This window comes from Enterobacter sp. SGAir0187 (genome assembly GCF_002952735.2).
GTDB lineage: Bacteria > Pseudomonadota > Gammaproteobacteria > Enterobacterales > Enterobacteriaceae > Enterobacter > Enterobacter quasiroggenkampii.
In genome coordinates this window covers 2,792,882-2,805,806 of the sequence record NZ_CP025034.2, presented here as the reverse complement: position 1 = coordinate 2,805,806, position 12,925 = coordinate 2,792,882, and the positions used below count along the sequence as shown (strand labels likewise).

At 57.3% G+C, this 12,925-nt stretch carries 13 protein-coding genes; 3 read left to right on the top strand and 10 right to left on the bottom strand.

What is annotated here, in order from left to right; all coding sequences use genetic code 11:
* Positions 1 to 78: 78 nt before the first annotated feature.
* Complete coding sequence (gene pldA / locus CWR52_RS13465) at positions 79 to 948, bottom strand: phospholipase A (RefSeq protein WP_023615553.1); 870 nt, start codon at positions 946 to 948, stop codon at positions 79 to 81.
* A 163-nt stretch (positions 949 to 1,111) separates the two neighbouring features.
* Here pldA and yigI point away from each other — a divergent pair, with 163 nt between their 5' ends.
* Positions 1,112 to 1,579, top strand: coding sequence for an acyl-CoA thioesterase YigI (gene yigI, locus CWR52_RS13460; protein WP_008501538.1), 468 nt, complete (start codon positions 1,112 to 1,114; stop codon positions 1,577 to 1,579).
* A gap of 51 nt (positions 1,580 to 1,630) precedes the next feature.
* On the top strand, positions 1,631 to 2,527 hold the full coding sequence (gene rarD / locus CWR52_RS13455; protein WP_023309622.1) for an EamA family transporter RarD: 897 nt from the start codon (positions 1,631 to 1,633) through the stop codon (positions 2,525 to 2,527).
* Between the two features lie 82 nt (positions 2,528 to 2,609).
* Here rarD and corA read toward each other — a convergent pair whose 3' ends face one another.
* The 8 genes from corA to lptM form a co-directional block, all read right to left on the bottom strand.
* Positions 2,610 to 3,560, bottom strand: a complete 951-nt coding sequence (corA, locus tag CWR52_RS13450) for a magnesium/cobalt transporter CorA (RefSeq protein WP_008501540.1) — start codon at positions 3,558 to 3,560, stop codon at positions 2,610 to 2,612.
* Between the two features lie 150 nt (positions 3,561 to 3,710).
* Positions 3,711 to 3,767, bottom strand: coding sequence for a YsgD/CorL family protein (gene ysgD, locus CWR52_RS23335; protein ID WP_212743980.1), 57 nt, complete (start codon positions 3,765 to 3,767; stop codon positions 3,711 to 3,713).
* Between the two features lie 149 nt (positions 3,768 to 3,916).
* Positions 3,917 to 6,079, bottom strand: a complete 2,163-nt coding sequence (gene uvrD / locus CWR52_RS13440) for a DNA helicase II (protein WP_041911833.1) — start codon at positions 6,077 to 6,079, stop codon at positions 3,917 to 3,919.
* Between the two features lie 107 nt (positions 6,080 to 6,186).
* Entirely contained in the window at positions 6,187 to 6,903 is a 717-nt protein-coding gene (gene yigB / locus CWR52_RS13435) for a 5-amino-6-(5-phospho-D-ribitylamino)uracil phosphatase YigB (RefSeq protein ID WP_045909227.1), read from the bottom strand.
* The gene (xerC, locus tag CWR52_RS13430; RefSeq protein WP_024907983.1) at positions 6,903 to 7,805 is read right to left on the bottom strand and encodes a tyrosine recombinase XerC; all 903 of its coding nucleotides are present in this window, start codon (positions 7,803 to 7,805) and stop codon (positions 6,903 to 6,905) included. The genes yigB and xerC overlap by 1 nt, the downstream gene beginning before the upstream one ends.
* Complete coding sequence (locus CWR52_RS13425) at positions 7,802 to 8,509, bottom strand: DUF484 domain-containing protein (RefSeq protein ID WP_032646075.1); 708 nt, start codon at positions 8,507 to 8,509, stop codon at positions 7,802 to 7,804. Before CWR52_RS13425 ends, xerC begins: the two co-directional genes overlap by 4 nt.
* Complete coding sequence (gene dapF / locus CWR52_RS13420; RefSeq protein WP_008501545.1) at positions 8,506 to 9,330, bottom strand: diaminopimelate epimerase; 825 nt, start codon at positions 9,328 to 9,330, stop codon at positions 8,506 to 8,508. The genes CWR52_RS13425 and dapF overlap by 4 nt, the downstream gene beginning before the upstream one ends.
* A gap of 35 nt (positions 9,331 to 9,365) precedes the next feature.
* Positions 9,366 to 9,569, bottom strand: coding sequence for an LPS translocon maturation chaperone LptM (gene lptM / locus CWR52_RS13415; protein WP_032646076.1), 204 nt, complete (start codon positions 9,567 to 9,569; stop codon positions 9,366 to 9,368).
* A gap of 135 nt (positions 9,570 to 9,704) precedes the next feature.
* Between lptM and cyaY the strand changes: the two genes are divergently transcribed.
* On the top strand, positions 9,705 to 10,025 hold the full coding sequence (gene cyaY / locus CWR52_RS13410; RefSeq protein WP_045909228.1) for an iron donor protein CyaY: 321 nt from the start codon (positions 9,705 to 9,707) through the stop codon (positions 10,023 to 10,025).
* A gap of 91 nt (positions 10,026 to 10,116) precedes the next feature.
* Here the strand turns inward: cyaY and cyaA are convergent, their stop codons facing one another.
* On the bottom strand, positions 10,117 to 12,660 hold the full coding sequence (gene cyaA / locus CWR52_RS13405; RefSeq protein WP_104949895.1) for a class I adenylate cyclase: 2,544 nt from the start codon (positions 12,658 to 12,660) through the stop codon (positions 10,117 to 10,119).
* Between the last annotated feature and the right edge of the window lie 265 nt (positions 12,661 to 12,925).

The window sequence follows — 12,925 nt, the reverse complement described above, 5'->3', positions numbered from 1 at the left end:
TGCGAAAAATAAAACAGGCGCTATTTTCAGCGCCTGAGAGAGAAACTTCAACGTTTAACGCAAAAACATTCGAGCAACCTAGAGAATATCGTTCAGCATCACGCCCACGCCGACGCGGGTCTGGTTGAAGTTATAATCGATAAGCGACTCGCCGTAGCCGCTGTAGACTTGCGTATAAAGGCGAACATGCTTGCTTACCGGATAGCTTAAACCCACTTCCGCGCCGCCGTAGCCGGTGTTCCAGTTGTACTGGCCTTTCGCACTCAGCACGGCATCACCCAGCTGATAGCCGACTTTGAGCTGGTAGTAGCCCATGTATTTGGTGATGTCCGGGTTGTCATCCGTGCTGCCGACCACATACCACGGCTTCACTTCCACCATCCAGTTACCGTTCTGCGCCATCAGGCGCGTATAGGCGCGGTTCCAGCTACGGGAAGTCGGATCGGAACGGCCGTTAGAATCATGGTTAAAGCCCACTTCGACGTCACGCAGCGTCCAGCCGGCAAATTCATAGTCCGTTGCGAAGCCGAGGAACAGCTGCGGCTCGTAGTTGGTTTCGCGGAACGGCGAGGATTCCCCGCTGTTAGAGAGCTGCCACCAGGACTTCTGCGTATAAGAGGCACCAAACACCGAGTTCGGCCCCAGAATGCCGCGCCAGAACGGGAACGCGAGGCTGAGCTGGAACTTCACCTCATCTTTACGCGCATTATCAGACCAGTTATAGGAGCTTATCGCCTCTTTGTTGAGATCGCTGGTCTGGGTATAAATCACGTAGTTGGTGTCATACGGATAGAGCGTGAACGGATTGTCATGCTCCTGAAGAAGGTTCGCGATAATGCTACCGTGAACGGCAGGCTTATCGTGCACCTCTTTGATTGTCGCTTCCTGCGCATAGGCTGTGAGGGGCAGCGAAACCGCCGCCAGTAACCAGGCCAGATACGTCCGCATCGGTGGTGTTCTCCTGCAAAAGAGTAAAATTGATTGAATAGTTATGTGGCGAACATTCTACAGACTTCTGCGACAACTGCTGCATCCTCGTTTCTGAAAGTGGCATTCCTCGTTACTGAGGCATAAAATCAACATTTCGTTAACAATAAGGATGTGATGCCTCATGTCAGCCATGCTTACCGCCGAAGAAGTGTTAAAACTCGTGGGCGAGATTTTTGTTTACCATATGCCGTTTAACCGCGCGCTGGGACTGGAGCTGGAGCGTTACGAGAAAGACTTTGCCCAGTTGAGCTTCAACAACCAGCCGATGATGGTAGGGAACTGGGCGCAAAGTATTTTGCACGGCGGGGTGATTGCCTCCGCGCTTGACGTGGCGGCAGGTCTGGTCTGCGTGGGCAGTACGCTGACCCGCCATGACACCATCAACGAAGACGAACTCCGCCAGCGTCTGGCGCGCATGGGCACCATTGATTTGCGCGTCGACTATCTTCGTCCGGGGCGCGGAAATCGCTTTACCTGTACCAGCAGCCTGCTGCGCGCGGGGAATAAAGTTGCCGTGGCGCGCGTTGAATTACACAACGAAGAACAGGTTTATATCGCCAGCGCAACCGCCACTTATATGGTGGGTTGAGGCGGCAAAATCGGGTAAAATTGATTCACTTTTTTGTAACGGATTTTCCCGATGGATGCTAAACAGACGCGGCAGGGCGTTTTACTCGCCCTTGCCGCTTATTTTATTTGGGGTATCGCCCCGGCGTACTTCAAGCTTATCGCCTACGTTCCGGCTGACGAGATCCTGACACACCGCGTCATCTGGTCGTTCTTCTTTATGATTGCGCTGATGAGCCTCAGCCGTCAGTGGTCGGGCGTCAAAACGCTACTGCAGACCCCGAAGAAGATCTTCCTGCTGGCACTTTCTGCCGTGCTGATTGGCGGTAACTGGCTGCTGTTTATCTGGGCAGTGAATAACCATCACATGCTCGAGGCGAGCCTGGGGTACTTTATTAACCCGCTGGTGAATATCGTGCTGGGGATGATTTTCCTCGGCGAACGCTTCCGCCGGATGCAGTGGGTGGCGGTGATTCTCGCCTTCTGCGGCGTGCTGGTGCAGCTGTGGACATTCGGCTCGCTGCCGATTATCGCCCTCGGTCTGGCGTTCAGCTTTGCTTTTTACGGCCTGGTACGTAAGAAAATTGCGGTGGAAGCGCAAACCGGGATGCTGTTTGAAACCCTGTGGCTGCTGCCGGTGGCGGCGATCTATCTGTTCGGTATCGCCGACAGCGCCACCAGCCATATGGGCAGCAACCCGTGGTCGCTGAACCTGATGCTGATGGCGGCGGGCGTAGTGACCACCATTCCGCTGCTGTGCTTCACCGGTGCGGCAACGCGCCTGCGCCTCTCCACGCTGGGCTTCTTCCAGTACATTGGCCCGACGCTGATGTTCCTGCTGGCGGTGGTGTTTTACGGCGAAGTGCCGGGTGCGGATAAGATGGTGACCTTTGCCTTTATCTGGGTGGCGCTGGCGATTTTCGTCGCCGATGCGATTTATACCCAGCGCAGGGTACGAAAAGGGTTGTGATGTTGCCCTCACCCCAACCCTCTCCCACAGGAGAGGGAGTTCGATCGTAGGGCGGGTAAGCGTAGCGCCACCCGCCAGATTTTTACAGCCAGTTCCGGCGCTTGAAATAGAGATACGGCGCCAGCCCGGCGAGGATCATGAAGATAATCGCCCCCGGGTAACCAAAGCTCCACTTCAGCTCCGGCATAAACTCGAAGTTCATCCCGTAGCTGGAGGCTACCAGCGTCGGCGGCAGGAACACCACGGACACCACCGAGAAGATCTTGATGATGCGGTTCTGCTCGATGTTGATAAAGCCCATCGCCGCCTGCATCAGGAAGTTCACCTTCTGGAACAGGGATTCGTTGTGCGGCAGCAGGGATTCGATATCGCGCAGGATCTCACGCGCCTGCTCCAGCTGACCGCCCGGCAGACGCGCCTTGCGCACCAGGAAGTTCAGCGCGCGCTGGGTATCCATCAGACACAAGCGCACCTTCCAGCCGATATCTTCCAGCTCCGCCAGCGTCGAAAGCGCTTCGTCGTACTCATCGCCCTGATGGCCTTCCATGATCACGCGGCTCAGCTTTTCCAGATCGCTGTAGATGTTTTCAATTTCGTCCGCCAGCTGTTCAATTTTGGTCTCGAACAGATCGAGCAGCAGCTCGTACGCGTTGCCGTCTACCATCGCCTGGCTGCGGGCGCGCATGCGGTAGAGGCGGAATGCCGGTAGCTCACGCTCGCGCAGGGTAAACAGACGACCGTCGCGAATGGTAAACGCCACGGTGGAGTTGCCCGCGTGGTCTTCGGCATCTTCAAAGAAGAAGAAGGAGTGAATGTGCAGGCCGTCTTCGTCTTCAAAAAAACGGGCGGATGCTTCGATGTCTTCCAGTTCCGGGCGCGTTGCCAGGCTTTGCCCCAGCTCAGATTGTACGCGAAGGCGCTCATCGTCGTCCGGCTCGACCAGATCCACCCATACGGCATCAATGAGGGGCTGTGACTCTTCGGCTTCAAGCCGAGTCAGTCGGTTATTTTCGAGTTGAAATGCGCTCAACATGACCGGGACTCCCAATGCAAAAAATATCGGACAGTTCGGTGGGCACACAGAAACAAATTGGGTTTCAGACCATTAAACAGCCTGACTCAGCGCGACGGGAATAGAGCAGTCGCTGACAACCACTAAGGCCATCAGCAAGAGGAGATAGCCTTAGGAGTTGTTCCTGGATGACAGGGAATTGAGCCAGTATCTACTGGGTGTGTCCAAGGCGAATGTCCTCTTAGCGTAATCGTGCGCGCATGTTACGCCAGCTATAACTGTGGCGTCAACACGCAACGAAACGCTGAAGGGCATTAATTGACCTTCAACGTATAAGGCTAGCAGATTATTACAAAATAATGATATTTTTCTGAAAGTTAGACTGTTTCCAGCTTCGCGTAGGCCGCCACCAGCCATTTGATCCCCTGCCCCTGGAACGCCACCTGCAGGCGGCTGTGCTCGCCGCTGCCTTCCAGATTCACAATGGTACCTTCGCCAAACTTCGAATGGCGCACGCGCTGGCCCAGCTTGTAGCCGGTGTCGGTTTCAGAGATCGGCGAGCCCATGCGCGGATGGCTAACCGGACGGCTGATGCTGGCGCGCAGACGCACCTCTTCCACGCACTCTTCCGGCAGTTCACCGATAAAGCGCGACGGACGGTGATAGACCTCTTTACCGTACAGGCGGCGGGTTTCAGCGTAGGTTAGCGTCAGCTTCTGCATCGCTCGCGTCACGCCCACGTAAGCCAGACGACGTTCTTCTTCCAGACGCCCGCCTTCATCGAGCGACATCTGGCTTGGGAACATCCCCTCTTCCATGCCGACGATAAACACCTGCGGGAACTCCAGACCTTTGGCGGAGTGCAGGGTCATGAGCTGAACCGCATCCTGCCAGGTGTCCGCCTGCCCTTCGCCCGCTTCCAGCGCGGCGTGTGAGAGGAACGCCTGCAGCGGCATCAGGTCTTCGTCTTCTTCGTTGTAGCTGAACTGGCGCGTTGCCGTGACCAGTTCCTCTAAGTTCTCAATACGGGTCTGGCCCTTCTCGCCTTTTTCCTGCTCGTACATGGTGCGCAGGCCGGAGTCTTTAATCACCCGGTCGGTCTGCACGTGCAGCGGCATGTCGGCGGTTTCCTGCGCCAGGGCGTCAATCAGCTCAAGGAAGCGCTGCAGGGCGCTGGCTGCGCGTCCGGCAAGGGCCTTTTCCTGCAGCAGCTCGCGGCACGCCTGCCACAGCGTCAGCTGGCGGTCGCGCGAGGCCTGACGCACCACGTCCAGCGTACGGTCGCCAATCCCGCGGGTTGGGGTGTTCACCACGCGTTCGAACGCCGCGTCGTCGTTACGGTTGGCAATCAGACGCAGATACGAGAGCGCATCTTTGATTTCCTGACGTTCGAAGAAGCGCATGCCGCCGTAAATGCGGTACGGCATGCTCACCTGCAGCAGCGCCTCTTCCAGCACGCGCGACTGGGCGTTGCTGCGATAGAGAATGGCGCACTGCTCCAGCGCGCCGCCGTTGTCCTGCCAGGTTTTGATGCGGTTGACCACGAAGCGCGCTTCGTCGAGTTCGTTAAACGCGCAGTAAATCGAAATCGGTTCGCCGTCGACGCCGTCGGTCCACAGCTTTTTACCCAGACGCCCGTTGTTGTTCTCAATCAGGGCGTTGGCCGCGCTCAGAATGTTGCTGGTTGAGCGGTAGTTCTGCTCCAGACGGATGGTCTGTGCACCCGGGAAATCGTTGAGGAAGCGCTGGATGTTCTCCACCTGCGCCCCGCGCCAACCGTAGATCGACTGGTCGTCATCGCCCACGATCATCACCTTGCCGGTATCACCGGCCAGCAGACGGATCCATGCGTACTGGATATTGTTGGTATCCTGGAATTCGTCCACCAGGATATTGGTAAAGCGTTCACGGTAGTGCTGCAGGATGTGCGGCTTGTTGAGCCACAGCTCGTGGGCGCGCAGCAGCAGCTCGGCGAAATCCACCAGACCGGCGCGATCGCACGCTTCCTGATAGGCCTTGTAGACGTTCTGCCAGGTCTGCTCGACCGGGTTGCCGAAACTCTGAATGTGGTGCGGGCGCAGCCCCTCGTCTTTCTGACCGTTGATGTACCACATCGCCTGACGCGGCGGCCACTGCTTCTCATCGAGGTTCATCGCCTTGATCAGGCGCTTCAGCAGACGGAGCTGGTCTTCGCTGTCGAGGATCTGGAAATCCTGCGGCAGGTTGGCGTCCATGTGGTGCGCACGCAGCAGGCGGTGCGCCAGACCGTGGAAGGTACCGACCCACATGCCGCCCTGGCTGGTGCCCATCAGCTGCGCGATGCGGTGGCGCATCTCCGCCGCCGCCTTGTTGGTGAACGTGACCGCCATGATGGAGTACGGCGAGCAGTTTTCCACGCTCTGCAGCCAGGCGATACGGTGAACCAGCACGCGCGTCTTACCACTGCCCGCTCCAGCCAGCACCAGCAGGTTGGTGCGCGAGGCGGCAACCGCGTCACGCTGTTTGTCATTAAGGCTGTCGAGCAGGTAAGAAACGTCCATTGGCACCGTCACATAGTATTCAGGAACAGAGCAAAACGCCCGGTGGCGCTTCGCTTACCGGGCCTACAACAGCAAAACCCTGGTAATTTATACAATATTACTGGTGATTATATCAGCGTCGTGAGGGATGCCAACCGCGAAATTTCCACGTGCGGCAGAAGACGGCTATCGGAGGCGATCATCAGGTCAGCGTTTTCCGGCTTGATCCAGCAGGCCTGCATGCCGCAGCGGATAGCGCCCGCCACGTCTGTGGTCAGGTCATCCCCCACGTGCAGGATCTCACCCAGCGGCAGGTTAAGCTTATCTGCCGCCAGATGGTACATGTCACTGAACGGCTTCGCGCGCCCGTGAGGACCCGCACGCAGCACGAATTCAAAGTAATCGCTCAGGCCAAACAGCTCTGGCTGAGCATTGCCGTTGGTGATGGCCACCAGCGGCCACTTTTCGGCAAGCTTCGCCAGCGTGTCGTGGGTTTCTTGCGGCACGTCGATACGGCTGCGCCATTTGGCGAAGTTTTCCATGGCCGCTTCCGCGCCAATGGCGGCATCCTGCGCGCTCAGGCCTACATTCAGCATCGCCTGCTCAACCGCGCGACGACGCCATTCGGTCACGTCGTGGTAAATGTCCGGTTCGGTCTCCCGCAGGGACTGGCGCAGCTTCTGGAAATCCTTGTTCTGTATCGCCTTCAGCGCGGGATGGTAGTTCTGCACAAACGCCAGGGACTCCTGCTCGGTACGCAGGATCACCTCGCGGTTGTCATAAAGAGTGTCATCAAGGTCAAACGTCAGGGCTGAGATCTGACCGAGTGGGCGGTAAAAACGCATTATTTCCCCCGTTTGGCGCGTGGATGCGCCGCGTCATACACCGAGGCAAGGTGTTGGAAGTCTAAGTGGGTATAAATTTGTGTTGTCGACAGGTTCGCGTGGCCAAGCAATTCCTGCACGCCGCGCAGATCGCCGCTCGACTCAAGCATATGTGTTGCAAAGGAGTGGCGCAGCTTGTGCGGATGCACGTGGCTGTTCAGCCCCTGCTTAATGCCCCACTCCGCAAAGCGCTTCTGCACGTTACGCGCCGAGATCCGCTTGCCGAGTTTCGACAGGAACAGCGCGTCTTCGTCGGAGCCAAACAGCCCGCGCAGGTCAAGCCAGTGCTCAATCCAGGAGACCGCATTGCGGCCAATCGGCAGGCGGCGCTCTTTGCTGCCCTTACCCATTACCCACACTTCGCCCGATTCCAGATCGAGATGCTTGAGGTCAAGGTTGACGAGTTCAGACAGACGCAGCCCGGCACCGTACATCACCTCCAGCATCGCGCGATCGCGCACGGCCAGCGGATCGTTCAGATCGATATCCAGCAGGCGGTTTACATCGTCAACGTCAATATTTTTAGGCAGATGGCGCGGCGCCTTCGGCGTGGCGATCCCTTTTGCCGGGTTGGCTTTTAAGCCCCCCTGGCTGACCAGCCAGTCGAAGAAGCTGCGCAGCGCTGAGAGCCTGAGCGCCAGGCTCGCCGGGCTGAGGTTTTTTTTACGGCTACGCACAACAAACCCGCGTACCGTCGCAGCATCACATTGTTGCCAGCTTTTCAGGCCGATTTCGTCGGCGATCTGCATGATGGCATCAAGCTGACGCTGATAGTTAAGCAGCGTAATGGGGCTAAGCTGACGCTCCACGCCGAGATAGCGCAGAAAGCGCGAAACGTCAGTGGCGAGCAGTCCGTCCGTCATACGCGCTCAATCCAGCGCTCCAGCAGCTCAGGCAGCATCAGGGCGATCTCCTGCAGCAGGTGCGTGGCTTGCCCCTGCTCATAGTGATGCGCGTCGCGGCTGGTAAATAAGATGACACCCAGATCGCCATCGCGCCCCATCAGCGACATCGCCACCGAGCCAATCGCTTTGGCCTCCGGCAACACCACCAGCAGCTCAGGCCCGTTAAGCGGCCCCAGATAGTGGTGTTCATGGCCCAGACGCTGGATGCGCAGCGGTTCAAACGCCTGACGGCTCAGTGCCAGATGGGTAAATCCCGACGGCGCGCCGATGCGCCAGCGGTCAGGGAAAAGACGAATCGTTGCGCCCGCCAGCCCCAGCTCGCGCGCCCAGCGGTGGAAGCGGCTGAGGAACTCGTCAAGGCTGTGCGCCGACGCCAGACGCGCCTGCAGATGCAGCAGACGATAGAACAGGCTTTCGTTGGTGCTGGCCTGCTCCATCAGCAGCGTCATGTTCTCTTCGAGCTGGTTGATATGGTTGCGCGCGCGCGCCATATGCCATTCCACCAGCGACACGGTCCCGCGAACCGGATGCGGCACGCGCATCTCTTCGACGACGCGTGCATTGCGAATAAAAAACTCAGGATTGCGCAGCAGATAATCAACAACAGCTCTGTCGTCCAGTTCCGTCACTGTTTCCTGCAGTTCTTCCCCTGGTTGTTTCATAGATGGATAAACCCGTCATAGACATGTGCCGCCGGGCCAGTCATATACAGTGGATGACCCGGTCCTTTCCAGGCGATATCAAGCCGACCGCCCGGTAATTCCACGCGAACCTCTTCTGCCAGTAACCCCTGGGAGATGCCCACGGCCACTGCCGCACAGGCTCCGCTTCCGCAGGCCTGCGTCTCGCCCGCGCCGCGCTCATAAACCCGCAGACGAATGTGCTCGCGCTTCACCACCTGCATAAAACCGATGTTCGCGCGCTCCGGGAAACGTTCGTGGCTTTCCAGCACCGGGCCGAGCGTTTCGACCGCCGCGGTTTCCACATCATCAACCTGAATCACGCAGTGTGGGTTACCCATTGAGACGACGCCGCACAATACTGTCTGCTCGGCCGCCCGCATAATATAGGTCTTTTCCGCTTTGTTTGCGCGAAACGGCACGACGGAGGGCTCGAAGTTAGGTTCGCCCATGTTCACGCGCACCAGCTCATCATCGGTGACGCTGAGCACCATGCGACCATTCGCCGTGCTGACGCGAATATCACGCTTGTTGGTCAGCCCTTTCAGGCGCACAAAGCGGGCGAAACAGCGCGCGCCGTTGCCGCACTGGTTAACTTCGCTGCCGTCTGCGTTAAAAATACGGTAGTGGAAATCGAGGTCGGGATCGTACGGCGGCTCAACCACCAGCAGCTGATCGAACCCCACGCCCAGATGCCGATCCGCCAGACGACGGATCAGTTCCGGTGAGAAAAACACATTCTGCGTTACCGCGTCGACGACCATAAAATCGTTGCCAAGGCCATGCATTTTAGAGAACTGCATCATTTGCTCCATTGCGCGGGTACAGAACGTTGTCGTCAGAGATTAACCTGAGTCGGGCCGCCGTTGTCGCCACGGTCGTTAGTGTTTGGCGTGGAAGACTCAATGCCGCTGTTAACCGGTTTCGTCGGCGGCGGTGCGGTTTTATCCGCAGGCGGAAAGTACAGTGGTCCCTTCAGTCCGCAGCCAGTCAGGCTAAACAGCGTGATGAGAACGGCAAGCGTTCGGAAAGCGTTTTTCATTATAAAGTTGCCCGTAAGTTCAAATCTGTTTCTATCATCGCAGGAGAAGACACAAAAGCAAGAGTTTGCCGCTTTCCTGCAACGGGAATTATTTAGGGTTATACTGCCGGCATCACGAAAAACAGGAACAAAACCATGAACGACAGTGAATTCCATCGCCTTGCCGACAACCTGTGGATGACCATCGAAGAGCGTATTGACGACTGGGACGGCGACAGCGATATCGATTGTGAAATCAACGGCGGTATTCTGACCCTGAGCTTCGAAAATGGCAGCAAAATTATTATTAACCGCCAGGAGCCGCTTCACCAGGTCTGGCTGGCCGCGAAACAGGGCGGCTATCATTTCGATCTGAAAGACGGGGAATGGGTTTGCGACCGCAGCGGCGTGCCGTTCTGGGATCTGCTGGAACAGGCCGCGACTGCACAGGCGGGTGAGGCAGTGAGTTTCAGGTAGTTTTGTTGCCCGGTGGCGGCTACGCCTTGCCGTGCCTGCAACGGCTCGAACCGTAGGCCGGGTAAGCGTCAGCGCCACCCGGCGAAAAGGCTCAGGAGAAATACTGCTGCAACAGCGGCGCGGTGTCCTGATTGGCAGGCGCGGCAGGCGTGACGGCCTGGGTGCGGAACGGAATCACCTGCGTACGACCGTCGACGTTCACAATCTGGTAGAACTGCGGCAGGTTAAAGTTGATAAAGCTTGAGCCGTAGGTGAAGCGGTCGTGAGACGACGAGTAGAAGCGGCTGACGTCGCGCACCAGCTCTTCTTTACTGCCTTCACAGTGGTGATACACCTCGGCGCGGTTGGTCTCATCCAGAATGTAGATGTTAAACCCGGCGTTATCACCCGACTCTTCAAAGAAGAACTGAATAATCCCTTCACTGGCAAAGCCGTCCACCACCTGCGGGAGCTTGACGTGGTTGGTTTCCACCTGCACCGACAGGCCGTGCAGCTTGTTATGCGAAATCGCGCCGTAGAACTCGATAGCGTTTTCCAGCTTCTGCACCGACACGTTCAGACGCTCGAAGAATAGCCCCCAGGTCTGGCCGGAGACGCGCAGCGCTTTAAAGCGCCCGGTTTCGTGACGGGTGCTGGAGAGACGCAGTTCGATACATTCCGAGACCAGCTGCTGCACGCGGGTACGAATCAATCCACGCAGGTGCTGGCTGTAGCAGAACACTTCCACGCTGTCCGGCGGCGCGGCATCCTGGTGCATCTTGCCGAGAATGGTTTTCAGCGCCTCGATCATCGCCTGCTCACCGTTGAAGTGCAGGGTACGCACTTCGTTCCACGAGTTGCGGTACAGCAGGTCAACGCTGCCCACCAGGCAGTTTTGCTGCTCGCCAAAGCTAAAGACGTCCAGCTTGCGGAAGTCAAAATGGACCACCTGATTGCGGAAGGCCGCCGTCGGGTCATATTCCAGGTTGACGATGATCGCCAGATGACGAATCTCACACGGGCTGTAGAGCGCTTTTGGCGTCGGCGCAGGCAGACGCAGCGGGAAGTGGTGCGACACATCCGCGACCATCTCCTGCAGCTTAGCGAGATCGACCACCTCGTTGCCTTTGATAAACAGGCGCGTGCGCGAGGTCAGCAGACCGTTAAACCAGGCCCAGGCCACCAGCTTGTTCAGGTAGCGGTTATACTCCAGCGGCTGATGGCTGATGATGGAATCCATGCTTGGCGCACGGTTGTACAGATACCACCCGGTGCGGTTCGCGCGGCCCGGCGGCACGTAGATAAAGGTCAGGTTCGGTTCTGACAGGTCGGGCGAAATCTGCGGGTTAACCAGCGTGACTTTACCCGGCAGCGCTTCAAACGCGGCGTACAGCTTACGGGTCAACACCCCAATGTCCTGCGGACTGGCGGAAACGCTGAGGTTGTTACGGCGCGCAAAGCGGATCAGGTTACGGTAGCTTTGCATCATCGCATCGAGCAGTTCGTTGTGTGCTTCACGCACCTGATCGATTTTCCAGTTGGCCCGGTTGTCGAGCATGGACAGACGCGCTTCGTCCCATCCCCACTCTTTGACTAACTGACTGACCACTTCACGACGCCAGCCCACGCAGGCGCGCTCGCGGCTCAACTTCTCACAGACTTTGAGATAGAAACATCGACGCACCAGGTCAAGACGCGTGGTGTCATCAATGGCTTTCAGGTATTCGGTCACGCGCTCCAGCATCATGCAGTAGGCGTCGAGCCCGAAGGAGACGATTTCCCCGTCGTGCAGTCGCTGCTTGATGTCTTTCGCCAGCAGGCGCGGCGTCGGGTATTCCCAGGAATAGGCTTCAAGCAGCAGCGTTTTGAGCACCGCTTTGTACGGCGAGTCGATACTCTTATAGAGCTGCCAGAGGCTTGCGCCGAAGTACTCTTCCGCAGACAGAGAGCTGAGACCGCCGAGGTCCAGCCATTCGTTTGGCGTCAGTACGCCCTGCGCATAAAGCGACATGACGTAATCGTCGTAATGCTCTTCTTCTTCGCACGGCACCATATTCCACAGAATACGCTTCCCGGCCAGTCGCACAGCAGTACGGTAAAATTCATCCAGCAATAAGATGTGCTGGGTCGAGCCGCAATCCTCACCACCCAGACTGCCGCTTTCGTTATGGCGGAAACGGTTTTCATCAATCAGGAAGAAGCTCACTTCCACACCGAGCGATGCTGCCCAACTCTCCAGCAGGCTGCATTTACGCTGCAGCAGCTGACGCTCTTCGTTATCGAGCCAGGACTGATGGCAGACCCAGATGTCCAGGTCCGAAGAACAGCTTTGCCCTACCGATGAGGTGCTCCCCATTGAGTAAACGCCGGTAATCGGCAGTTCACCTTTTGGGGACTCCTGCGGCGGCATGCCGCGGTAGAGTTCCAGCTCGTTCAAATAATGCTGTTGGGTTTCATCAGGCGTGAAAAGGCAAATGCCCTGGGGAACGTTACCATCAAGGTAGCCAGGCATCAGCGGGTGGTGATAGTGCAATAATGTCGGCAGCAGACTGTATACCTGCTGGAAAGCAGGGCCCATAGCAGCAAGCGCGCGATCCACACGCAGTTGATTTATGGCATCCAGTCTCTGTTTCAGAGTCTCAATATAGAGGTACAAGACGTATCGCCTGATGTTTCCGGGTGTCGCAGCTATTCAAAACACGAGTAACAGCGGACCCGCAGTATTTCAAAAAGATAACCGTTACCCTTTTTCGCCCTTATCATTTTTGGTGGTACCGACGAAAAAATGGTCTAAAACGTGATCAATTTAACACCTTGCCGATTGACCGTAAAGAAAGATGCGCTACATACAAGTGTAGCACCGTTCTGTACGTGTAAATTCCTGAATACGGCTATGGCTGACGAATACGCCGCCTTGTCCC